This is a genomic window from Novosphingobium sp. Chol11, from assembly GCF_945870625.1.
Lineage (GTDB): Bacteria > Pseudomonadota > Alphaproteobacteria > Sphingomonadales > Sphingomonadaceae > Novosphingobium.
Window position 1 is genome coordinate 1 of record NZ_CAMBTS010000043.1, and the last position, 21,856, is coordinate 21,856.

A 21,856-nucleotide genomic window follows, 5' to 3' on the forward strand; every position below is an offset into this window, starting at 1 on the left:
TCATCTGTCGCCGCTACGACCCGATCACGCAAATCCTGAGATAAAGCTCTGGCCATCCATGCTGGCCTCCTGCCCAGCCAGCAGGATGAATCAGATTTTCAACGCCGCTGGAATCCTTCGCGATTCAGAGGCTGTGGAAAACGCTCTAATGGTTTCGCAAATGCGAGTGGGATCAGCAAGGAATATGACGTCGATGTGGCGATCATCGGAGCCGGTCCGGCAGGGCTGACAGCAGGCTATCTGCTCTCCAAGCGAGGCCTGAGCGTAGCGATCATAGAAAAGGACACGCGCTACGTTGGCGGCATCAGCCGTACGGTGGAGCACGAAGGCTACCGCTTTGACATTGGCGGACACCGGTTCTTCTCGAAATCGCAGCAGGTGGTCGACCTGTGGAACGAGATCCTGCCAGACGACTTTATCCAGCGTCCGCGCATGAGCCGCATCTATTACGAAGGCAAATTCTACTCTTACCCGCTGCGCGCCTTCGAGGCGCTGTTCAATCTTGGCGTGATGCGCTCGGCGCTGTGCATGGCGAGCTATGCCAAGGCCAAGGCATTTCCCAACCGGAACGTACGCAGCTTCGAAGACTGGACCACCAACCAGTTTGGCCAGAAACTGTATTCGATCTTTTTCAAGACTTATACCGAGAAGGTGTGGGGGATGCCGTGCGATGAAATGAGCGCGGACTGGGCGGCGCAGCGCATCAAGGGCCTCTCGCTCGGCTCGGCGGTGATGGACGGCCTCAAGCGCAGCCTGGGCCTTAACAAGCGGCCGAACGATGGCATGCAGACCAAGACCCTGCTCGAAACCTTCCGCTATCCGCGCCAAGGGCCGGGAATGATGTGGGAAGCCGCGCGTGACAAGATCGTGGCGGCGGGTAACCATGTGTTGATGGGCCATGCCCTGAAGCAGCTGGCCAGCGACGGGCAGAGCGGTTGGCGGCTTTCCGCAAGCCGCGCCGACGGCGGCGAGACCATGATCCGCGCGCGCCACGCGATCAGCTCTGCTCCGATGCGCGAGCTGGCGGCACGGTTGCATCCGCTCCCCGCCACGACGCTGGAGGCGAGCCGCCTGAAATACCGCGATTTCTTGACCGTAGCACTGAAGATCCGCTCCGAAGACCTGTTTCCCGACAACTGGATCTATATCCACGATGACAAAGTCAAAGTCGGCCGCATTCAGAACTTCCGCTCGTGGTCGCCCGAGATGGTGCCCGATGCCAGCGTGGCCTGTGTCGGGCTGGAATACTTCTGCTTTGAAGGCGATGATTTGTGGGCGTCCTCGAACGAAGAGCTGATCGCGCTGGCCACCAAGGAAATGGCGATCCTGGGGCTGGTCGATCCGGCTCAGGTGATCGGCGGCGCGGTGGTGCGTCAAGAAAAAGCCTATCCGGTCTATGACGATGAATACGCCGATAATGTCGAGGCGATGCGCCGCGAGCTTGAGGCGACCAGCCCGACCCTGCATCTCGTCGGCCGCAATGGCATGCACCGCTACAACAACCAGGACCATGCGATGATGACTGCCATGCTGACGGTGGAAAACATTATCGCCGAGGCGCGCGTTTACGATACCTGGGCGGTGAATGAGGACGCCGAGTATCATGAAGCGGGCAGCGAAGGCGCTGAAAACGCGCTTCCGGCAGCCAAAGCCGTGACCGCAGATCAGGCTGCTGCATTGAACTCGCTGCGCGATGTCCCCAGCAAAATTGCCCCGAAGAAAGACCGCAAGGCCGCTTGAGGTCACGAACCCGATCCCGGCCCACCTCCGCTTCGAGATCTTTCCCCGGTTTGGGTAGCGCACGATGAACGCATTGGTTCTGCCATTCTTCCAGCGCCTCAAACGAATGACGCTGGTCCGTTACATTCTGGCCAGCGTGGGCGCGCTGGCCGTCGACATGGGGAGCTTTCTGGCGCTGTTGCAGCTTGGCGCTCCCGCCATTATCGCCTCCGGGCTGGGCTATACACTGGGCATTGTGACGCACTGGCTGCTTTCGAGCCGCCATGTGTTCAGCGACCAGATCGCCGCAGGCGGGCTGGCCCGGACCCGGCAGAAGGCGATGTTCGTGGTCTCGGCGCTGATCGGGCTTGCGCTCACCACCGCCATCGTGGGCACCGCAAGCGCGCAAGGAATCGACCCTCGCTTTGCCAAATTGGTCGCAATCGCGGCGAGCTTCACGGTAACGTGGCTGCTGCGCAAGAAGGTGGTCTTTCGATGACTAGCGACATCCTTACCTCGGCCAATGCGCCGCTCGGCGCTGCTGCCACTCAGGCCCATCCGGCGGACTTTGGCCGCGCCGTGGCCCGCCGGGTGCTGATCGTCTGGCTGGTGTTGGTGCTTATGCTGGTCTCGGTCAACTTGAACACGATCCGCAATTATCAATTCGGCGACCCCGATGATGCGCTGCGGCTGGTGCAGGTACGCGATCTTCTGGCCGGGCAGGGCTGGTTCGACCTTCATCAATACCGCGCCACCGCGCCTGAAGGCGTGCTGATGCATTGGTCCCGGCTGGTGGATATTCCGATTGCAGGGATCATCCTGTTGCTGCGTCCGCTCGTGGGCGTAGCGGGCGCAGAGATGGCTGCGCTGATCGCGGTGCCGCTGCTCACATTGCTGGCAATGCTGTCGCTTGTCGGCCGCCTCGCTGCGCGGTTCTTTGACGCCGAGGTGGTGGGCATTGCTTGCCTTATCTCCAGCATTACCGGCCCCGTCCTGTTTCAGTTCGTACCGCTGCGCATCGATCATCATGCGTGGCAAATCGTGCTGGCCATGGCGGCGGTATGTTGCCTGACAGACCGCAGCGCCTGGCGCGGCGGATTGGGCATCGGCGTGGCGCTGGCCGCGCTGATGGCCATCTCGATCGAGGGCCTGCCGCTAGCCGCCGTGTTCCTCGCCATTTGCAGCTTGCGCGGATTGCGTGCGCCGGAAACCAGGTTCAGCTGGCTGATGGCGGCGGCAAGCGGACTGGCCGGGGCATCGGCGCTGTTTTTCCTCGGCACGCGCGGCCTCGTCGACCTTGCCAACCATTGCGATGCGATTTCGCCGGTGCATCTGGCGGCATTTGCGGCTGGCGCGGCGGGCGTAGCCGCACTGCGGATCGTCTGCCCGCGACAGTTATGGATGCAGCTGGCCGCCCTTGGCGCGATCGGCGCAGCAGCAGCGGCGATTCTGCTAATCGGCGCGCCGCAATGCGGCACCGGCGCCTTCGCCGAGCTTGACCCGCTGGTGCGCAAATACTGGTACAACGCCATCTTTGAAGGCCAGCCCGTGTGGCGCTTCCCGATGGGCGAGGCCGCGACGATGATCCTTGTGCCGCTGTTCGGCCTTTTTGCGACATTCGTCCATGGCAGGCGCGCGCGCGATGCCCAGACAAAGGCTTTCTGGCAGGACTATTTCATCCTGCTGACCGGCGCTTATGCGGTCGGCCTGATCGTCGCGCGGGCGACGGGTACGACGTGCGTCTTGAGCGCGGTGCCGATTGCCGCGCTGGTGCGGGATTGGATCGTCGCATTGCGCCCGGTCGCGCTGCCCAAGCGGCTGGTAGGCTTTGTGGGAATCGCGTTTCTGCTCCAACCGGCGCTACCGTTTCTGGGCTGGGAACTGGCACGCGCCGCCGTGCTGCCCAAGGCCGCGCCGATGGCGGGCGGCGTACTGGGACGGCTGGGCAAAGAGCGCTGCAACTTTGCGCGTGCTGGCCAGCTGCTGGACCGGCTTCCCGCAACCGATATTCTGGCCCCGATCGACATGGGGCCGCACGTGCTGGTGTGGTCGCATCACCGGGTGGTGGTCACGGGCCATCATCGCGGCTCGGCGGGCATCCACGATGTGCTGCTGGCGTTCCTCTCTCCCCCAGCGAAGGCAGAACCCATCGTGCGCGCCCGCCATGCCAAGCTGATCGTGCTCTGCCCCTATCTCAAGGAACTGGACGTCTATCGCCGGTCCGCGCCGAACGGATTGATGTCGCGCCTGCTGGAGGACAAGCCGCCTGCATGGCTGGTTCCGGTGGACCTTATGCCCGGCACGCGCCTGCGCGCCTGGCGCGTGGTTGAACCGAAAGCGGCGCTGAACTGAACAACAAAAAAGGCCCGGCGATTGGTCGCCGGGCCTTTTTCTTTTCAGGCGATCGGCTGGCTCAGAACGCGGCGGTGACCCGCGCGAACAGGCTGTGACCCAAAACGTCGTAGACAGTCGGGTAGGTGCTGCCCGCGCTCGACGTCGCACCGCTGGTGTCGCCAACGATCGGCGGCTTTGTATCAAACAGGTTGAGCACGCCGAGCGACACCGTGAACTTGTCGTTAACCCGCACATTCACGGTTTCATCGAAGTAGCTGTAGGCCGGGATCGAGCTCTTGAGAATGTCGGTCCCGGTGTCCTGCCTCGTCCCGCCGATCAGGCGCCAGCGGGTGTTGAACTCGAATGCGCCAAAGCCAAGATTGAGGCTGGCGGTGTGCTTCCACTTGGGCGTCGGCGTGTCGCAGTTGGCACCGTAGAGGCCAACGCACTCGCTCAGCTGGGTGGTATTCGAGATCTGATAGGTACCGGCGAAGCCGAACGCGTAATGGAACCCTTCGCTCGAACCACGGCGATAGCTCAGATCGACGTCGATACCCCGCGCAGCAACCGCTGCGAAGTTCGAATAGAGCGTGGGAACACCGACCGAGATCGGACCGCTGAGCGAACCGTCAAGCCGGTTACGCACGATGCTGCGGCAGTTTGCTCCGCTTGCCGCCTTTTCAACAACGAAGCACTGGTCGATGATGAACTGCGTTGGCGGCGTTACAATCGCATTGCCGATCTTGATCTTGTAGTAATCGACCGCAAGCGAGAGGCCAGGGATCTGAGCAGGCTGGATCACCGCACCAAAGGTGTAGGTATCTGCCTTTTCAGCCTGCAGATTGGTGTTTCCGCCGGTGAACCCGTTGACTTGTCCGGCAATCGGCGCCGGGATCGTCCCAATGCTTCCAGCCGGCGCACCCTGTGCGACGCAGATGGCCGCGGTGGCAGCCGAGACGTTAGCTCCAGCGCAAGGGTCTGTGCCAAGCGAGCCAGTGCCCGATACGACAGGCGAGTAGAGCTCGAAAATGTTCGGCGCACGAACCGCGCGCTGGAAGATCGCGCGGAACTTCAGCCCGTTGACCGGCGTCCAGTCACCACCAAACTTGTAAGAATGCACGCCGCCAGCGGTGGAATACTTCGAATAGCGATAACCGCCCTCAAAATTCAGCGATTCAGCGAATGGCTTGTCCTGGATGAGGGGCATGACGAATTCGCCATAGATTTCCTTAACATCATAGCTGCCCGAGATGTTGAAGCCCTGACCGTAATAGATCAGGTCGCCCGATGCGTAGAGCGGATCAACTGCTGTGCTCGCGGTTTCCTTGCGGTACGTCACGCCCAGCGAGAATGCAGCCGGCTTGCTCGCCAGCGGGCTGGTGAGGAAGCCAATGTCGCCGCCGATGCTACCTTCAGCAACGAACTGGGTGGTCTTGTTGGCCTGCGTTGCGTTGCGCAGAACGAACGCGAGCGACTGCTGCGAAAGCGGGGCGGTAACAAAGAGGTTCAACGGAACGCAGCCGCCCGACGGATCAAAGCACTGCGGACCGTTGGGACCCGCGACGACGTCGAGAGCCTGCGTCAGCGCCGTGTAGGAGAGGTCATTGCGAAGAACGTTGTTCTTCTTAACTTCGGCATACTGCGCCGAAACATCCCAGTGCAGGCTGCTGCCGATATTGCCCTTCAGCCCGAGCAGGGCCTGATAGGTATCGCTGGTGAATTCCTGAATACGGCCACCGGTCTCGATCACGCGGCGGCGAATGCCCAAGGTCGAAGTGCCGACACGGGCGGTTGGATCACCGCTGCAGGTATCGGCGGTGCCATCATTGATGCACAAGTCCGGATTTGCAGCGACATTGAAGAAGGCGTTGCGTTCCGATGCAGTGAGAAACGGATTGGACGGGTCGATATTGAAGAAAAAGCCAGCGGTCGCGGTCGGCGCGAGCGTGGTGACGACCTGCACATGCTGGTAGTACCCTTGGCCGTAGGCAGTGACATTGTCAGAGAAATCATAATTGAACAGGGCGAGGCCGCCGTAACGCTTGAACGGCACCTGCGCATAATTCACCGGGTTATAGTTGTAGCCCTGAACGTTGTCAGTCAGGACACCGGAATCGGTGATCTGCTGGCGACCTGCACCGGGGATGTCGAAAGCGGTCGGAACCGTATTCGATGAGCCGCAGAAAGACACAAGATCGTCCGAGCACAGCACGTTGTTGCTGAACGAGCGGTCACCATACTTAACACCCTGACGCTCGGAATAGTTGCCTGTCACGATGAGGTGGCCGCGATCGCCAAGCTTGATGCCGCCGGTCAGGCTGACATCGTAGAGACCGCCATCGCCGCTGCCGGTGATCTGCGTCCCGGCATCAAGCTTGAGCCCGACAAACTTGTCATCAAGCACAAAGTTGACCACGCCCGAAACCGCGTCCGAACCATAAACCGCCGACGCACCGCCGGTGAGAACCTGAATATTCTTGATCAGAGCGGTCGGGATCTGGTTCACGTCAACCTGACCCTGGCTGTCATAGACAGGAAGGCGCTTGCCGTTGAGCAGTACCAGCGTGCGCTGAGCGCCGAAATAGCGCAAGTCGAGCGTGGCCGATCCTTCGCCAGGATTGTTGCTTGCGCCGGTCAGGCCGGGCGCAAACTGGGGATTGGCGGCGAGAATCTGCTCAACCGTAACCGTGTTGACCGACTTGATCTGCTCAGCACCGACAATCGAGACCGGGCTGGTCGCCGCAAGGTCAGGGCGCGAAATGCGCGAGCCGGTCACAACGATCTCAGGCTGCTCCGCAACGGCTTCCGGGGCCTGCGGTGCTTCCTGCGAGAAAGCTGGCGCGGCCATCAGGGCGAGCGCGAGGGCGAAGGGGGCCGCGCTGTTGCGGAGCGCACTGTTCTTGGTCGTGTTCAAGTCATTTTGTCCCATGCAAAGGCGGCGGGAATGAGGCCTGCCGCCGGAGGTTCCATCCTCGTATCCACGCGGCAGAGAGCGACAAAAAACGCTCTGCGTACGACATTAGACGTATTCAATTTGAGGATTTGATGTGCTGCATAGAAAGATTAACGCACAGCCTGGGAAGCGGAATTATGGGCAGGCTTGCGAATCAGGCTTCGCCTGTGGCCATCTCGCAACAGCGAACAAAATTGCTGGATCATGATGCCGAGGCGGTATGCCCCACAGCCCAGCAGATAAATTTCAGAGCGGGGCATTTGCGCACGCAGAACGTTTCAATTCAGACTGCATTTTCCGCGTGATAGCTGCGCAGGTCAGCCCCGCGGCAGCGCGAAAAGCTGCGGATCGAGCTTACGTCCGCGCCAGTTCAGCGCCCAGTGCAAATGCGGGCCAGTGGCGCGGCCGGTCATGCCGACATGGCCGAGCAGATCGCCCTGACGCACCGCATCGCCTTCGCGCACCGCAAGATCGGCGCAGTGCAGAAACGCGCTTGTAAGGCCCATTCCGTGGTCAATGATCAAGAGATGCCCTTCGAGGGTGAAGGCATCCTGCGCCGCCAACACCACCACGCCGCCTGCCGGAGCGGATATCGCTGCGCCTGCGCCTGCGGCGATATCGGTGCCGGAATGATAAGCCCCCGGCTCGCCGCGATAGATCCGCTGCGCGCCGAACCGGCCGGAAATGCGCCCTGCGGCGGGCCAGATCATCGCCTCGCGCCATCCCGCCGCAGCGGTCTTCAGCGCCCGCGCAGCGCGGATGCGGGCAAGCTCGGCGGCGCGGCGCGCGCGAAACGCGGGTTCGCCAAGGCCGCCCGGCCGCCGGGCCACGCTGACCTGTTCGATCTTCCACGCGCGCGGCTCGATCGGCAGCGGCACCGAGAGTTGCAGACCGCTTTCATCCGTCGTCGCCAGGCTGAGCGTGGCCGGGGCATCGCGGTCGAACGCGGCAAAGAACGCGCCGTCAGCGGACAGCGCAAGCGGCTCTCCCCCCATTGTAACGCTGCGGGTTCCGGCAGGTGCCACGCCTTGCAGCCACCCGCCTTGGGTCAACTTGCCCCGGTAGCGGATGCCGCCCACGGCGGTAAACGCCGGTACGGGCACTGGCATTGGGGCTGGAGGCGAGGCAGCAGGGGCTGTTGCGGCCACATCGGTTGGCCGCTGGGCCTGTTCGGGCGAGGCCTTGCAGGCCGCGCCGACGCTAAGCGCTACGCAGCAGAACGCGAGCATCGCTCGCCGCGCCGCGCGCGGGCTCATGCCGACTCGAGAAACCGGCGGGTCGCGATTTCGGCTGTGGCGTAAGGCTCCTGCCGCGCTACGCTCCAATAGCGCAGCATATCGAGAGGAATGCGCTCGCTGCTGATTGCACACAGGACGTGATCGCCGGGCGACAGCTGGCGAAAGCCGCTCGGCATGTATTGCAGCCGCGCGAGGCGGTCGGTCGGACTCATCAACATGTGCGCCGCCTTAAGCCGTCTTGCGGCTCAAAGCAATTTGGCTTGCGCATCGGCAGCCGCGGGCGGGCGCAATTTGGCCGGGCTGCGCGGGGGCCGGGGATCAAGCGGCGCGACCGCCAGCGTGCCGTCGGCAAACTCAAGGGTCATTGCGCCCAGCGCTGCGGCACCTGCGCGGGTGCGCACAAGTTCGCCTGTAGCGGCGGTGACGAGAACATAGCCGCGCTGCAGCGGCGCGCGCGGATCGAGCGACAAGCGCAGGCGATCGATTGCATCGACGCGCAGGCGCAGCGCTGCAATCCGCTGCAGCAGCGCTTCTGGCCGCAGACGCTGCGCCGCCAGCCGCTCACGCTCGCGGCGCAAGCGCGCTTCGAGCAGCGCCGGGCGCAAGGCCGCGCCGTGGCGGCCGAGCGCGGCTGCGGCGAGCGCCGTGCGATGCACCAGCCCGCGCCGCAGCCGATCGCCAAGATCATCGAGCCGCTGCGTCTGGCCCTGCAGCAGGTTAAGCGGCTGGGGCAGGCGGCGAGCGCGTTGATCCAGCCGCTCGCGCGCCTGCGCCATCAGACGCACCGCGCTGCGCCGCTGGCGGGCCCACAGATCGGCAAGCGTGGCGGCCAGTTCGCCGCGAACCGGCACCGCCATCTCCGCCGCCGCCGTGGGGGTGGGCGCGCGCCTGTCAGCGGCAAAATCCGCAAGCGTGGTATCGGTTTCATGCCCGACCGCGCTGATTACCGGGATCGTGGAGGCGGCGATGGCGCGCACCACTTCTTCCTCGTTGAAACACCACAAGTCCTCGATCGAACCGCCGCCGCGCGCGACAATCACCAGATCGGGGCGCGGCACTGGACCGCTTGGCTCCAGCGCCGAGAATCCGCGTACCGCCGCTGCGATCTGCGCCGCCGCGCCCTGCCCCTGAACCAGCACCGGCCAGATCACGACATGGCTGGGAAACCGATCGCGCAGCCGGTGCAGAATGTCGCGAATTACTGCGCCAGTGGGCGAGGTAACTACCCCGATCACGCGCGGTAGATAGGGAAGCGGGCGCTTCCTGGCGGCATCGAACAGGCCCTCGGCGGCGAGCCGCGCCTTGGTTTTTTCAAGCAGCGCCAGCAACGCGCCTTCGCCCGCGATCTCCATCCGATCGATCACGATCTGGTAGTTCGAACGGCCGGGATACGTCGTCAGCTTGCCGGTGGCGATCACTTCCACGCCGTCTTCGGGCAGAAAGCCCAATCGCTGCGCGCCGCCGCGCCACATCACGCCATCAAGCCGGGCATTGGCATCCTTGAGCGAAAGATAGAGATGCCCCGACGCGGCCCGCTTCACCCCCGACAGCTCGCCGCGCACGCGAACAAAGCCGAATCGCTCCTCCACGGTGCGCTTGAGCACAGCGGATATCTCGGTGATCGAAAGCGCGGGGGCGTTGTCGCCCGCCGCATCCCTCGCTAACAGCCCGCCGACATCGTCGTCGTCATCAAGATCGCCGTTGTTGCCAGTGGGCGCGGAAGGGAAGGCCATGAATATCCTGCTATTGGGCGGGGGCGGGCGCGAACATGCCCTCGCCTGGAAACTGGCGCAATCGCCCCGCTGCGCTGCGCTGTGGGCTTCTCCGGGCAACCCGGGGATCGCTGCTGTTATAGCAGAGCTAAACGCGCAGCGCGACCACGCTGGCGGGCACGGCGCGTGCATCGCGCTCGATCTGGCCGACCATGCAGCGGTGTTGGGATTCTGCGGTGCGCAAGAGATCGGGCTCATTGTCGTCGGCCCCGAGGCCCCGCTGGTAGATGGACTGGCGGATTCGCTGCGCGCTGGCGGGTTTGCCGTTTTTGGGCCGAGCAGCGCTGCGGCACAACTTGAAGGCTCCAAGGGCTTCACCAAGGACCTGTGCGCGCGCGCGGGGATCCCCACCGCAGATTTTGTGAAGGCCAGCGATGCCGCCGCAGCGCGCCAGGCGCTTGCCGGTTTCGGCCTCCCAGTGGTGATCAAGGCCGATGGCCTCGCCGCCGGAAAGGGCGTGATTATCGCCGAATCCAGTGCCCAAGCCGAGGCCGCCATCGACGACATGTTTGGTGGCGGCTTTGGCAGCGCCGGGGCTGCTGTTGTGATCGAGGAATTCATGGAGGGCGAGGAAGCCAGCTTTTTTGCCCTGACCGATGGGGCGACGATCATGCCCTTTGGATCGGCGCAGGATCACAAACGCGTCGGCGATGGCGATACAGGCCCGAATACCGGCGGGATGGGCGCCTACAGTCCCGCCAGCGTGTTCACCCCCACGCTGGAGGCCGAGACGCTGACGCGGATCATCGCGCCCACTGTGAAGGCGCTGGCGGATGCGGGTACGCCTTACACCGGCGTGCTGTTTGCCGGGCTGATGCTGACGTCCGAAGGGCCCAAGCTGATCGAATACAATTGCCGCTTCGGCGACCCCGAATGCCAAGTGCTGATGATGCGGCTGGAAAGCGATCTGGTGGAGATTCTGCTGGCCTGCGCGCAAGACCGCCTCGGTGCCATCGTGCCGCCGGTGTTCTCGCCCGATCCTGCACTCACCGTGGTGATCGCGGCAAAGGGCTATCCGGGCCCCCCGGCAAAAGGGGGCTTGATCGAAGGTATTGCCGAAGCCGAAGCGGACGGCGCGCGCGTGTTTCAGGCCGGAACCACGCTTTCGGCGGGCGGTGTGCTGTCCGCAAGCGGGGGGCGTATACTCAATGTCAGCGCCTCTGGCGAAACAGTGCGGGACGCACGCGACAAGGCCTATGCGGCGATTGGCGCAGTGCGTTATGCCGATGGTTTCTGGCGCCATGATATCGCCGACCGGGAGCTCAAGCGCACTTGAGCATCACTCTAGAGGCCTCGCCATCTATCTGAAAGTCAGAAGAAAATACCGATGCGCCGCTTTTGCTCCGCACCGCCCGCCTGCTAGGCGCGGCTTAGCCGAGCTGAGCCGCGATCAGCGCCTGCAGATCGGCTTCGGGGCGCGCCCCATAATGCGAGATAATCTCCGCCGCGCAGATCGCGCCAAGCCGCAGGCATTCAGCCAGCGGCCGGCCGCGCACATGGCCGAAGAGGAAGCCAGCCGCGAACAGATCGCCCGCGCCGGTCGTATCGACCACTTTGGCCACCGGCTCAGCCGCAACCTGAACATGTTCGCCGCCCGAGACAGCATGCGCGCCGTGCTCGCTGCGGGTAACCACGAGCGTGGCAACCTTGGGCGCAAGCTGAGCGAGGCCGTCCGCAAAATCATTGCATCCGGTGAGCGCAGCGAGCTCGTGCTCGTTGGCGAACAGAATATCGATCTGTCCTGCATCGATCAGCGCGCGGAAATCATCGCCATGCCGCGCGATGACGAACCCGTCCGACAGCGTGAAGGCAACCTGCCGCCCGGCGGTGCGCGCGGCTTCGATCGCGCGCCGCATGGCCTGACGCGGTTCTTCAGGGTCCCACAAGTAGCCTTCGAGATACAGCACGCTCGCGGCGGCAATCGCCGACGGATCGAGCGCAGCAGCAGGCAGATGCTGCGAGGCCCCCAGAAAAGTGTTCATCGTGCGCTGGCCATCCGGCGTGACGAAGATCAGGCAGCGCGCGGTGGGCGGCTCCTGACCGCGAGCTGGGGTTGAAAATGCGATCCCGCCCGCCCGGATATCGTGGGCAAAGACTTCGCCCAGCTGATCATCCGCGACCTGACCGATAAAGGCGCAGCGTGCGCCGAGCGCGGCCAGCCCGGCCAAAGTGTTTGCCGCAGAGCCGCCGGAAATCTCGCGCGCCGGCCCCATCGCATCGTAAAGCCCTTGCGCGCGCGCGCTATCGACCAAGGTCATGCCGCCCTTGGCGAGGCCAAGCCGCTCGATATCGGCCTCGCTCGCGGGAGCCATGACATCGACGATGGCGTTGCCAATGGCGATGACGTCAAACATGGGGGCTGCGCTCAAGACCGAATTCCTTGCTGTAATAGATTAACGCTGCGCTTAACGTTCCGGCGCGCCGAGTGCAACGGCGCGTTGCGGAGCGATTGACAGCGCGGACAGCGCAGGCGATTCGGAGTGCGATGAACACACGCTTCCCACACATCCTGCCCGCCTTGTTCGCACTTGCTGCCTGCGTCAACGGACCAGCCGAAATGCCGCGCAATCCCGGCCCGGCAGAAGCAATCCGCAGCGCACCCCGCCCGCCAGTTCGCCAAAGCCGGCCAGCACGTCTTAGCCCACCGGCCCCCCGCCCGGCGGCGCAAGTGTTGGCCGTGCCCGGGCTTGAGGGGGTGATCGGAGCAGATGCAGGCCAGTTGACCCGCCTGTTTGGCACACCCCGGCTTGATATTCAGGACGAAGATGCGCGCAAACTGCAATGGAGCGGCCCGGCCTGCGTGCTTGATGCCTACCTCTACGAAGGCACCCGCGGCGGCCGGGCGACAGCAACTTATGTCGATGCCCGGCGCGGCGACGGACGCGATGTTGATCGCGCCGCCTGCATCGCCGCGCTGAGGCGCAAGCTGCCCGCTCCCTGAGGCTCAATCCTCGACCGCAAAGGTGATTTCGGCATGCGCGCGCAGCCGATCAACCAGCGCTTCGCCCAGCAGTGCGCCCGGAGTGCCGATACCGCCGGGTAAGGTGCACGATAGCAGCGCGATGCCGGTCTCGGCGATCATCCGGCTGGTCGAGCCGTAGCCCGGATCGTACCGGCCCTTGACGCCATAGCGCAAGGAGCGTCCATCGGGCATCTCGCCAATAAACAGCACATCGTAAGAGCCGGTATCGCGCTCTTCCTTGGTTGGGCCTTCGCCTGGCGCAGGATCATTTGGCGTGCCGATCATCGGGGTCACGGCGATATGCTCGGCAATCGCTTTGCCCTGCTCACCCGGGCCGGTGAGCATCATTTCGTCATAGCTGAAATCGGCACCATGGGGATGACCGAGCAGAAAATTGGTGCGGTGGACATTCTTGCTGTTGATCACCGCCATGATGAACGGCGCGGCCCAGCTGCCTGTGGCTTCATCAAGCATCGGCTTGTTATCCGCAGGCTGGGGTGGCCCTTCGAAGCCGGGGGTAAGACCGAAAGGGCTGACCATGATCGGGATCAAGCTGGGGTTGGCCGCAAGCGCGGTCATGCTCGCGGTCAGGCTGGCGGCGGTTCCGCCCGAGAATTTGCCCTGCATCGCGCGCACGCGCCCTTTCACGCGCGGAACAGGACCGCCAAAGCGCGCCTTCGCCTCCTTTTGCAGCATCAACACGCCCAGATCGAACGGGATCGAGTCGAACCCGGAGGAAAAGGCAATGCGCGCTCCGGTCTGCTGCGCCTGTGCATGATGCGCATCGATCATTTGGCGCATCCACACCGGCTCGCCGCACAGATCCGCATAGTCAGTGCCCGCCGCGACGCAGGCGGCCAGAACTGGCGTACCATAAAGCTGATAAGGCCCGACGGTCGTCACCACGACGCGCGTCTGCTCTGCCATCGCCGCAAGGCTTGCCGGATCGCTCGAATCCGCAACGATCAGCGGGGTATCGGCGGGAGCACCGATGAGATCGCGCACCTCTGCGAGCTTGGCCGCGCTGCGCCCGGCCATCGCCCAGCGGGGGCCAGACTGCCCGTATTCCTGCGCGAGATACTCGGCCACCAGCCTGCCGGTATAGCCGGTTGCGCCGTAAACCACGATATCGAAGGGACGTTGTGCCTTATCCATTTCTCGATCCTTTTTTGGTGTTCTGTGATTTTCAAAGCTTTGGCAGCGTTACCCCGCGCTGCCCCATGTATTTGCCGGCACGGTCGGCATAGCTCACTTCGCACGGTTCATTGCCCTGCAAAAATAGGAATTGGCACGCGCCCTCGTTGGCATAGACTTTGGCGGGAAGCGGCGTGGTGTTGGAAAACTCCAGCGTGACATGGCCCTCCCAGCCCGGCTCAAGCGGGGTTACGTTCACGATGATGCCGCAGCGGGCATAGGTCGATTTGCCAAGGCAGATCACCAGCACATCGCGCGGTACCCGGAAGTATTCGATCGTGCGCGCCAACACGAAGGAATTGGGCGGAATGACGCAGACCTCGGTCTTGCGATCGACAAACGAGTTGGCGGCGAAATTCTTTGGGTCGACCACCGCCGAATCGACGTTGGTGAAAATCTTGAACTCATCGGCCACGCGCGCGTCATAGCCATAAGAAGACAAGCCATAGCTGATGCAGCCATCGCGCCGCTGACTCTCAACGAAAGGCTCGATCATGCCGTGCTCGAGCGCCTGGGTGCGGATCCACTTGTCGGATTGAATGGCCAAGAGAGCCCCTTTGCTGGTGTTCAGGTGAGTATGTAATCAATCGAGAGTGGCGGGGCCGAAGGCGCGCGGCAAGAGGGTGCTGAGCGGCATGTCCACGATTTCATGCGCACCGATGCAAAGGATGTCGGGGTCCGTTTCGCCCAATTGCGCCAGTTCGCTGAGCATCTGGCGGCAGCGTCCGCACGGCGTCACCACCGCGCCGGCCACACCGCCCGTGCCGCCCGCCACGGCTACCGCGATCAGCCCGCCACGATGCCCCGCCTGCATCGCCGCGGCGCAGGCCACTGTCTCGGCGCAGAGCGAAAGACCGTAGCTGGCGTTCTCGACATTGCTGCCAGTGATCATGACGCCATCGGCAAACAGCAATGCCGCGCCGACCCTGAAGTTTGAATAAGGCGCATAGGCATGGTGCATCGCGCCGCGCGCGGCGGCAATCAGCGCCTCGCGCTGCTGCTCGGAAAGAGCGCTCATGGCTGCACGACCACCCAGCGCACCGGGCCGAGCACGCCATCGATGCGCAGATGACGGTTGGCGGTCCACATCACCCATGGCCGCCCGACATAGCCCGGTTCGATGAAATCCTGCGCGGCCCAGAGATTGCGGTCGATCATGGACGCGAGATGATAGTGGCTCTCGATCTCGCTCGACAACATCAGAATTGCAGGTTTGCCGACGTGCTTTTCGATCTGGTTCAGGAAAGTGGTCAGCTCGCTTTGCATCGCGGCCTCTCCCGGTGGTTGCGGGCACGAGGGCGAGCCAAGGTCGAGCGCAATCGCCGGCGGCAACAGCGCCGGATCGCGCGGCACGGTGGTAACGAAATTGGCCGCTTGTGCATCGGCAGCCGAACAGAGATCGTAAACGTGCACCGCCCCTGCCTGCATGCTTTGCTTTTGCGCGGCTTCCAGCCCGGCGGCAAACGCCGAATCGCGCTGCCCCGCCCCGACGCTGGCTGTCAGATAGACAAAGTCGGCCCCGCGCGCGCCCAGCACATGCCAATCCACCGGCGCATCATTGGCATCGAGCCAGAGCCCTTGCACTTGATAGCGCGCCCGGTCCGGCATCCACGTGCGCGCTTGCCACCAAAGCACCGCGCCGCCGATCAACACCAGCAGCAGCGCCCCCGCCGCCAAGCGCCGACGCGCCGCACTTCCCAGCTTGATCATCGAAATTCGTTTCCCGCCCGCGCCTTGCTGCCCTGCCCCGTTCTTGGGCCCATCGCTCGCCCCAGACATGCCGGGTAGATTAGCTCATCCCCTGATATGCAGCACACAGATCAGGGTAAACAATCGGCGCGCTGTGGCAAAATCGGTTTCAATCTTGCCCTCCAGCCGTTCGAGCAGCAGTTCGGCAGCTTCGTTGTGGACCCCGCGGCGCGCCATGTCGATCGTCTCGATCTCCTGCGCCGTGGCCCGGCGGATCGCCTGATAGTACGAGTCGCAGATCGCGAAGTAATCGCGAATCGGGCGGCGAAATCGCCCGAGGCCCAGAATGATCATCTCTAGCGGGCTGCCTGTATCATCCGAGATCGCCAGCACCAGACGCCCGTCTTCAACCGACAGCCGCAGGCGATATGGCCCGCCATGCCCGGCCTCCGCCGCACGCACCGGGCGGAACGTGTTCTCCTCGATCAAATCGAAGATCGCAATCCGGCGCTCCTGCTCGATATCGGCATTGCGCCAGACAATCGTCGCCTCATCAAGTTCTATATGCGAGATACGCGCGGCCGCCATTGGAGAGCGTATCTCGCAGACGCACAACGCAGCGGCAAGCCATATCCTGCGCCAATCGCGTTTGGAGCAGCGCAATCGCTCCCCGCTATCCACAGGCACGCAGCCTTGCCGCCGCGCGGGGGCTGCTGCACAGAGCGGTCATGTCAGCCATGCCCGCCATGATTCCTCGCGATATCGAACCGCTCCGGGCGCTCCCTTCGAATGTCGATGCCGAAGCCGCATTTCTGGGTGCGGTGCTGATCGACAACCGGATTCTCGAAGAGCTGCCCTGCAGTTTGCGGCCCGAACACTTCTTTGCAAGCGTTCATGGCCGGGTATTCGAGCGGGTACTGGCGCTGACCGAGCGCAAGGCCGTGGTCACTCCGGTCACGCTCAAGCCCTACTTCGAGGCCGACGAGGGACTGAAGGAGCTTGGCGGCACGGCCTATCTTGCGCGGCTGACTGCCGATGGCCAGGGCTTGCTCGCCCCGCGCGAACTGGCCCAGCAGGTCTATGACTTGGCGCTGCTGCGCGAGCTCATTACCGTCGGCCGTGACCTCATCAGCGGCGCAATGGACACCAGCGAAGCAGTCGCCCCGCTGACCCGCGTCGAACAAGCGGAGGCCGCGCTCTATGCCGTGGCCGAAGGCGCGCAGACCGGAAACGAAGCGCAAAGTTTTGCGACTGCCACGCGGGCCTCGCTCGAGATGATCGAGAAGGCGCTGCTTTCGGGCGGCCATATCTCCGGCAAAACCACTGGACTGACGTCGCTCAACGAAAAGATCGGCGGGTTGCACGATTCGGATCTGGTGATCCTCGCCGGGCGTCCGGGCATGGGCAAGACTGCGCTTGCCACGAACATCGCCTTCAACGCGGCAGACCGGCTGCGCCGCGATCTGGCCGATGGCATCCTGGCCAAAGATTCGGTCGGGGCGGCAGTCGCGTTTTTCAGCCTCGAAATGAGCGCCGATCAGCTGGCGACCCGCATCTTGGCCGAACAATCGGGAATCAGTTCAGAAGCGCTGCGCATGGGCAAGATCAGCCGCGAAGACTTTCAGCAGTTGTCGTTTGCCAGCCAGCGGCTTGCCGAACTGCCGCTTTATATCGACGACACGCCAGCGCTAACCATCGGCGCGCTGCGCACCCGCGCGCGCCGCTTGAAGCGCCGCAACGATGTCGGCCTGATCGTGGTCGATTACCTCCAATTGCTGCAAGGCACCGGACGGGCAGACAACCGCGTCACCGAAATCTCGGAGATCAGCCGCGGGCTCAAGACGCTGGCCAAAGAGCTTTCGGTGCCGGTGATCGCGCTGTCGCAGCTCAGCCGCGCCGTCGAGCAGCGCGAAGACAAGCGGCCGATGCTTTCGGACCTGCGCGAATCGGGCTCGATCGAGCAGGACGCGGACATGGTCTGGTTCGTGTTTCGCGAGGATTACTACGTCGCCTCGCGCGAGCCCAAAGTGCCCCAAGGCAGCGACGATGCCAAAACGCAGGACGCACATGCCTCATGGCAGGCCGACATGGAGCGGGTTTTCGGCCTTGCCGAGCTGATCGTCGCCAAGCAGCGCCATGGCTCGACCGGCAAAGTGCGCCTCAAGTTCGAAGCCAAGATCACCAAATTCAGTGACCTTGCGCCCGACCAGATGGGCAATCATGGGTATGATGACGAATAGTGGGCAGGCGTCTGCGCGCGCAGGCCAACGCAATTCCTTGACTTTAGGCCGGTAGGGCCCTAGCCGCCCTCATTCTCCTTTCATCTAGAACTGCGGAGTGCCCCTATGGCGCGCGTTACCGTCGAAGATTGCGTCGACAAGGTTCCCAATCGTTTTGACCTCGTGCTGCTCGCAGCAGAGCGCGCGCGCGCGATTGCGGGCGGCTCTGAACTGACGGTCGACCGTGACCGCGACAAGAATCCGGTGGTGGCGCTGCGCGAGATCGCTGATGAAACAGTGCGCCCCGCGGTGCTGAAGGAAAACCTCATCCAGTCACTCCAACGCGTGCTGCCCGACGATGACGACCAGATCGACGAGATCGGCTCGCTCTCGCAATCAGCCGAAGCGCTGCGCATCACCGCGGCAGCCCCGGTGCGCAACACCTCGCTCGGCGCCGATTACGACGGCTGATCCGTTGGCTTAGCCGACCCAAGAACACGCATTTCCAGAAGGCCCCGGGGATAAATTCTCCGGGGCTTCTTGCTTGGGGGCGGGCACATCGCCACATTCGCCGCGATGGCCAGCAACCTGACCACGCGCGCAACCGGCACCCGACGCGATCGGAGCGACGGCGCTGTGGTCAAAGCCGTGCTGGGGCCGACCAACACCGGCAAAACCCACCTCGCGATCGAGCGGCTCTGCGCGCACTCCTCCGGCGCGATCGGCTTTCCACTCCGCCTGCTCGCGCGCGAGGTCTATGATCGGGTCTGCGCTATCAAAGGCGCGGCCAATGTCGCGCTGATCACTGGCGAAGAACGGATAGAACCCAAAGGCGCGCGGTGGCTGCTGTGCACGGTCGAGGCGATGCCCGCGCGGCCCGATCTGGCGTTCGTTGCGCTCGACGAGGCCCAGCTTGCCGCCAATCCTGAGCGCGGGCATGTTTTCACCGACCGCCTGCTGAATACGCGCGGGCGCGAGGAAACGATGTTGCTTGGATCGGCCACGCTCGAGCCGATGGTGCGTGCGTTGCTGCCTGACGCCGAGATCGTCACGCGCCCGCGCTTCTCGACGCTCAGCCACGTCGGCGCGCGCAAACTGAGCCGCATTCCGCCGCGCAGCGCCATCGTCGCGTTCTCGGCCGAACAGGTTTATGCCATGGCTGAGATGTTGCGGCGTTTTCGCGGCGGCGCGGCAGTGGTGATGGGAGCCTTGAGCCCGCAGACGCGCAATGCGCAGGTGGCGATGTATCAGTCGGGCGAGGTCGATTATCTCGTCGCGACAGATGCGGTCGGTATGGGCCTCAATCTGGATGTCACCCATGTCGCCTTTGCCGGACTGTCGAAGTACGATGGCCAGCGCCAGCGCCGCCTGACCACGGCGGAAATGGCACAGATCGCCGGAAGGGCCGGTCGTCATCATAAGGATGGCACGTTCGGGACGCTGGCAGGTATGGGCGCGCAGGGCCCGGAATTTACCGACGAAGAGGTCTATGCGATCGAGGAGCACCGCTTTGCGCCGCTAACGCGGCTGTACTGGCGCGAGACCGATCTCCGGTTCGATAGTCTGGCGGCACTAATCGATGATCTGGAGGCTCCGCCGCCGCGCCCCGAACTGGCCAAACCGCCGACGTCGATCGATCTGGCGGTGCTAACCCGGCTTGCCGATGATGCCGAGACCGCCGCAAGCGTGCGCGGCAGGGGCGCAGTGCAGCGATTCTGGCAGACCTGCTCGCTGCCCGATTTCAGGCAGCAGGGGGCCGATACCCATGCGCGCTTCGTCAGCCGCTTGTGGCAAGACTTGCGCCATGGCTATCTCGGCGCGGATTATGTGGCGCAGGCCATCGCCCAGCTCGATAATCCGGCAGGAGATATCGACACTTTGCAGGGGCGAATCGCCTCGGTGCGCAGCTGGTCTTACATTACCCAGCGGCCCGACTGGGTTCTGGCGCGCGATGAAATGGCGGCGCGCGCACGGGCGGTTGAAGCGCGGCTTTCAGACGCGCTGCATGCGCGGCTCACGGAGCGTTTCGTCAATCGCCGCACCACCGTGCTGATGCGCAAGGCGGGTGCGGATGCCGGACTGCTGCCGGTGCGAATCAGCGAGGCCGGCGCGGTGCTGGTGGATGACGAGCCGATCGGCCATCTTGATGGCTTTCGCTTTGTAGTCGATCCCCTCGCACGGGCCGAAGACCGCAAGCTGCTGCTCGCGGCCGCCGAGAAGCACCTGCCCGCGCTTATGGCCGCGCGCATTGCCGATGTCTGCGATGCTGCGCGCAAAGCGGATGGCTTAAGGCTGGAGGAGCAGGCGATCATGTGGAACGACCATGCGATTGCCAGGCTAGAGGCGGGCAAGGCGCTGCTCGCGCCGCGCATCAAGCTTGTCCCGGCATTGGCTCGCATGCCAACGAACGAGCGCGTTGGCCTCATCGCGGCAATCGAAGGGTGGCTGGAGCAGCATTGCGCGGAAAGGCTGCGCCCACTCAGGCGCTTAGCCGAGGCGATCAACGCGCCCGATGCAGGGCCGGAACTGCGCGCTGTGATCCTGAAGATCATTGAGGCTGGGGGCGCTGTGCCGCGCGGCCACGCGGGCCTTGAAGCGCTTGATTCGCGTCAGCGCGACGCTTTGCGCAAGCTCGGGGTGCGAATCGGAGGTCTAGACGTTTATGTGCCATTGGCCTTGCGCCCGGCGGCGATGCAGCTGTGGAGCCAGTTCGCGGGTTTGCGGGGGTTAAAGCATGCTCTTCCTCCAGCGCGCATGGCCGCAGTGTTGCCCGAGCAAGCGGCCCTGCCTGGATATCGCCGTGCCGCGGCGCAGCTGATTCGGGTCGATCTGGCCGACAAACTGGTGCAATCGGCGCATCGCGCGCGGATCGCGGCTCCGCGTCGCCGCTTTGCGCTCGATCCGTCGCTGGCCCGCTCGATGGGGCTGTCCGCCGCATCCTTTGCAGTGCTGCTTCGATCTGCCGGCTTTAGGGCTAACGAGCCGCGCAGTCTGCCCGAAGGAGCGAGTGGGCCCTCCGCGCCGCCTTTGTGGGAATGGCGCGCGCCGCGCCCGCCAGAGCCGCGCGTCGCAACGGCGCGAACACCGCGCCCCGGCAGCGCCTTTGCAGCATTGGCCGAGTTGATCGCCTTATGAGGGTCGACGCCTTATGAGGATCGACAAGCTCCTGTGGTACTTGCGCCTGGCAGCCAGCCGCACTTCTGCACAAGCATGGGTGACCGAGGGCCATATCCGGCTGAACGGACGCCGAATCGAACGCGCAAGCGTGGCGGTACGTCCGGGCGATGTGGTGGTTTTGCCGATGCGCAGCGGAGTGAGAGTCATCAGACTTGTCGCCCTGCCGACGCGGCGCGGCCCAGCGGCTGAAGCGCAGGATTGCTATCGGGTGCTTGACGCAGCGGCCAACTCGCCTCTAGCAGGCTTGCAAATGGATTCTGGAGGTTTCCCACTGCTATGACTTATGTCGTCACCGAGGCCTGCATTCGCTGCAAGTTCATGGACTGTGTCGAGGTTTGCCCCGTCGACTGCTTTTACGAAGGCGAGAACATGCTTGTGATCAATCCCAGCGAATGCATCGATTGCGGGGTATGCGAGCCGGAATGCCCAGCCGAGGCGATCCTTCCAGACACTGAGAGCGGGCTTGAACAGTGGCTCGAGCTGAATGCCAAGTTTTCGGCAGAATGGCCCAACATCGCCACAAAGAAAGATGCCCCGGCCGACGCAGACGATTTCAAAGGTGAGCCCGGAAAGTTTGAAAAGTACTTTTCCCCCGAGCC

The 21,856-nt window shown here is 63.8% G+C and carries 20 protein-coding genes; 10 read left to right on the forward strand and 10 right to left on the reverse strand.

Annotation, left to right across the window (positions count from 1 at the left end; translation table 11 throughout):
* The first annotated feature begins 171 nt into the window (after positions 1 to 171).
* The 3 genes from Q0O40_RS08890 to Q0O40_RS08900 all read left to right on the forward strand — a co-directional run bounded on the left by Q0O40_RS08890 (position 172) and on the right by Q0O40_RS08900 (position 4,071).
* Positions 172 to 1,740 carry an NAD(P)/FAD-dependent oxidoreductase gene (locus Q0O40_RS08890; protein ID WP_295528827.1) on the forward strand — a complete coding sequence of 523 codons (1,569 nt, stop codon included), beginning with the start codon at positions 172 to 174 and terminating at the stop codon, positions 1,738 to 1,740.
* Positions 1,741 to 1,804: 64 nt separating this feature from the next.
* Entirely contained in the window at positions 1,805 to 2,218 is a 414-nt protein-coding gene (locus tag Q0O40_RS08895) for a GtrA family protein (RefSeq protein ID WP_295528795.1), read from the forward strand.
* Positions 2,215 to 4,071: a hypothetical protein gene (locus Q0O40_RS08900; protein WP_295528797.1), complete on the forward strand. Its 1,857-nt coding sequence runs from the start codon at positions 2,215 to 2,217 to the stop codon at positions 4,069 to 4,071. Before Q0O40_RS08895 ends, Q0O40_RS08900 begins: the two co-directional genes overlap by 4 nt.
* A 61-nt stretch (positions 4,072 to 4,132) precedes the next feature.
* Here Q0O40_RS08900 and Q0O40_RS08905 read toward each other — a convergent pair whose 3' ends face one another.
* The 4 genes from Q0O40_RS08905 to xseA form a co-directional block, all read right to left on the reverse strand.
* Positions 4,133 to 6,967: a TonB-dependent siderophore receptor gene (locus Q0O40_RS08905; RefSeq protein ID WP_295528799.1), complete on the reverse strand. Its 2,835-nt coding sequence runs from the start codon at positions 6,965 to 6,967 to the stop codon at positions 4,133 to 4,135.
* A 356-nt stretch (positions 6,968 to 7,323) separates the two neighbouring features.
* Positions 7,324 to 8,262 carry a M23 family metallopeptidase gene (locus Q0O40_RS08910; protein WP_295528801.1) on the reverse strand — a complete coding sequence of 313 codons (939 nt, stop codon included), beginning with the start codon at positions 8,260 to 8,262 and terminating at the stop codon, positions 7,324 to 7,326.
* Positions 8,259 to 8,462 carry a DUF2093 domain-containing protein gene (locus Q0O40_RS08915; protein WP_295528803.1) on the reverse strand — a complete coding sequence of 68 codons (204 nt, stop codon included), beginning with the start codon at positions 8,460 to 8,462 and terminating at the stop codon, positions 8,259 to 8,261. The genes Q0O40_RS08910 and Q0O40_RS08915 overlap by 4 nt, the downstream gene beginning before the upstream one ends.
* A gap of 27 nt (positions 8,463 to 8,489) precedes the next feature.
* The gene (gene xseA / locus Q0O40_RS08920; protein WP_295528805.1) at positions 8,490 to 9,977 is read right to left on the reverse strand and encodes an exodeoxyribonuclease VII large subunit; all 1,488 of its coding nucleotides are present in this window, start codon (positions 9,975 to 9,977) and stop codon (positions 8,490 to 8,492) included.
* Between xseA and purD the strand changes: the two genes are divergently transcribed.
* Entirely contained in the window at positions 9,976 to 11,292 is a 1,317-nt protein-coding gene (purD, locus tag Q0O40_RS08925; RefSeq protein WP_295528807.1) for a phosphoribosylamine--glycine ligase, read from the forward strand. The two genes, xseA and purD, sit on opposite strands and share 2 nt — an antisense overlap.
* Positions 11,293 to 11,386: 94 nt before the next feature.
* On the opposite strand, the gene Q0O40_RS08930 is transcribed toward purD, so the two are convergent.
* Positions 11,387 to 12,370 (reverse strand): adenosine kinase, encoded by a 984-nt coding sequence (locus Q0O40_RS08930; protein WP_295528829.1) that lies wholly within the window; start codon positions 12,368 to 12,370, stop codon positions 11,387 to 11,389.
* Between the two features lie 131 nt (positions 12,371 to 12,501).
* On the opposite strand from Q0O40_RS08930, the gene Q0O40_RS08935 reads away from it, so the two are divergent.
* Positions 12,502 to 12,957: a hypothetical protein gene (locus Q0O40_RS08935; protein ID WP_295528809.1), complete on the forward strand. Its 456-nt coding sequence runs from the start codon at positions 12,502 to 12,504 to the stop codon at positions 12,955 to 12,957.
* A 3-nt stretch (positions 12,958 to 12,960) separates the two neighbouring features.
* Here the strand turns inward: Q0O40_RS08935 and Q0O40_RS08940 are convergent, their stop codons facing one another.
* From Q0O40_RS08940 to Q0O40_RS08960, 5 genes are read right to left on the reverse strand one after another with little or no spacing between them, the layout of a single operon-like run.
* Positions 12,961 to 14,133 (reverse strand): saccharopine dehydrogenase NADP-binding domain-containing protein, encoded by a 1,173-nt coding sequence (locus Q0O40_RS08940; RefSeq protein ID WP_295528810.1) that lies wholly within the window; start codon positions 14,131 to 14,133, stop codon positions 12,961 to 12,963.
* 31 nt (positions 14,134 to 14,164) lie between these two features.
* A complete protein-coding gene (dcd, locus tag Q0O40_RS08945) occupies positions 14,165 to 14,719 on the reverse strand; it encodes a dCTP deaminase (protein WP_295528813.1) in 555 nt (184 codons plus the stop codon).
* 36 nt (positions 14,720 to 14,755) lie between these two features.
* Positions 14,756 to 15,190 carry a cytidine deaminase gene (locus Q0O40_RS08950; RefSeq protein ID WP_295528815.1) on the reverse strand — a complete coding sequence of 145 codons (435 nt, stop codon included), beginning with the start codon at positions 15,188 to 15,190 and terminating at the stop codon, positions 14,756 to 14,758.
* The gene (locus Q0O40_RS08955; RefSeq protein ID WP_295528816.1) at positions 15,187 to 15,951 is read right to left on the reverse strand and encodes a glycoside hydrolase family 25 protein; all 765 of its coding nucleotides are present in this window, start codon (positions 15,949 to 15,951) and stop codon (positions 15,187 to 15,189) included. The genes Q0O40_RS08950 and Q0O40_RS08955 overlap by 4 nt, the downstream gene beginning before the upstream one ends.
* Before the next feature lie 15 nt (positions 15,952 to 15,966).
* Positions 15,967 to 16,449, reverse strand: coding sequence for a UPF0262 family protein (locus tag Q0O40_RS08960; protein ID WP_295528818.1), 483 nt, complete (start codon positions 16,447 to 16,449; stop codon positions 15,967 to 15,969).
* A 140-nt stretch (positions 16,450 to 16,589) separates the two neighbouring features.
* Between Q0O40_RS08960 and Q0O40_RS08965 the strand changes: the two genes are divergently transcribed.
* From Q0O40_RS08965 to fdxA, 5 genes are all read left to right on the forward strand, one after another.
* The gene (locus tag Q0O40_RS08965; RefSeq protein WP_295528819.1) at positions 16,590 to 18,101 is read left to right on the forward strand and encodes a replicative DNA helicase; all 1,512 of its coding nucleotides are present in this window, start codon (positions 16,590 to 16,592) and stop codon (positions 18,099 to 18,101) included.
* A 105-nt stretch (positions 18,102 to 18,206) separates the two neighbouring features.
* Complete coding sequence (rpoZ, locus tag Q0O40_RS08970) at positions 18,207 to 18,551, forward strand: DNA-directed RNA polymerase subunit omega (protein ID WP_295528821.1); 345 nt, start codon at positions 18,207 to 18,209, stop codon at positions 18,549 to 18,551.
* Between the two features lie 105 nt (positions 18,552 to 18,656).
* Positions 18,657 to 21,215 (forward strand): helicase-related protein, encoded by a 2,559-nt coding sequence (locus Q0O40_RS08975; RefSeq protein ID WP_295528822.1) that lies wholly within the window; start codon positions 18,657 to 18,659, stop codon positions 21,213 to 21,215.
* A gap of 13 nt (positions 21,216 to 21,228) precedes the next feature.
* On the forward strand, positions 21,229 to 21,537 hold the full coding sequence (locus Q0O40_RS08980; protein ID WP_295528824.1) for a S4 domain-containing protein: 309 nt from the start codon (positions 21,229 to 21,231) through the stop codon (positions 21,535 to 21,537).
* Positions 21,534 to 21,856, forward strand: a 323-nt coding sequence (gene fdxA, locus Q0O40_RS08985; RefSeq protein ID WP_295528826.1) for a ferredoxin FdxA, incomplete at its 3' end; no start/stop codon positions are given. The genes Q0O40_RS08980 and fdxA, both read left to right, overlap by 4 nt.

Bases quoted from the DNA above. Each gene is read 5' to 3' on its own strand.
- Q0O40_RS08895 (WP_295528795.1), top strand. From the start codon at position 1,805: ATGAACGCATTGGTTCTGCCATTCTTCCAGCGCCTCAAACGAATGACG.
- Q0O40_RS08900 (WP_295528797.1), top strand. From the start codon at position 2,215: ATGACTAGCGACATCCTTACCTCGGCCAATGCGCCGCTCGGCGCTGCT.
- Q0O40_RS08910 (WP_295528801.1), bottom strand. From the start codon at position 8,262: ATGAGCCCGCGCGCGGCGCGGCGAGCGATGCTCGCGTTCTGCTGCGTA.
- Q0O40_RS08915 (WP_295528803.1), bottom strand. From the start codon at position 8,462: ATGTTGATGAGTCCGACCGACCGCCTCGCGCGGCTGCAATACATGCCG.
- purD (WP_295528807.1), top strand. From the start codon at position 9,976: ATGAATATCCTGCTATTGGGCGGGGGCGGGCGCGAACATGCCCTCGCC.
- xseA (WP_295528805.1), bottom strand. From the start codon at position 9,977: ATGGCCTTCCCTTCCGCGCCCACTGGCAACAACGGCGATCTTGATGAC.
- Q0O40_RS08930 (WP_295528829.1), bottom strand. From the start codon at position 12,370: ATGTTTGACGTCATCGCCATTGGCAACGCCATCGTCGATGTCATGGCT.
- Q0O40_RS08935 (WP_295528809.1), top strand. From the start codon at position 12,502: ATGAACACACGCTTCCCACACATCCTGCCCGCCTTGTTCGCACTTGCT.
- Q0O40_RS08940 (WP_295528810.1), bottom strand. From the start codon at position 14,133: ATGGATAAGGCACAACGTCCCTTCGATATCGTGGTTTACGGCGCAACC.
- Q0O40_RS08950 (WP_295528815.1), bottom strand. From the start codon at position 15,190: ATGAGCGCTCTTTCCGAGCAGCAGCGCGAGGCGCTGATTGCCGCCGCG.
- Q0O40_RS08955 (WP_295528816.1), bottom strand. From the start codon at position 15,951: ATGTCTGGGGCGAGCGATGGGCCCAAGAACGGGGCAGGGCAGCAAGGC.
- Q0O40_RS08960 (WP_295528818.1), bottom strand. From the start codon at position 16,449: ATGGCGGCCGCGCGTATCTCGCATATAGAACTTGATGAGGCGACGATT.
- Q0O40_RS08965 (WP_295528819.1), top strand. From the start codon at position 16,590: ATGTCAGCCATGCCCGCCATGATTCCTCGCGATATCGAACCGCTCCGG.
- rpoZ (WP_295528821.1), top strand. From the start codon at position 18,207: ATGGCGCGCGTTACCGTCGAAGATTGCGTCGACAAGGTTCCCAATCGT.
- Q0O40_RS08975 (WP_295528822.1), top strand. From the start codon at position 18,657: ATGGCCAGCAACCTGACCACGCGCGCAACCGGCACCCGACGCGATCGG.
- Q0O40_RS08980 (WP_295528824.1), top strand. From the start codon at position 21,229: ATGAGGATCGACAAGCTCCTGTGGTACTTGCGCCTGGCAGCCAGCCGC.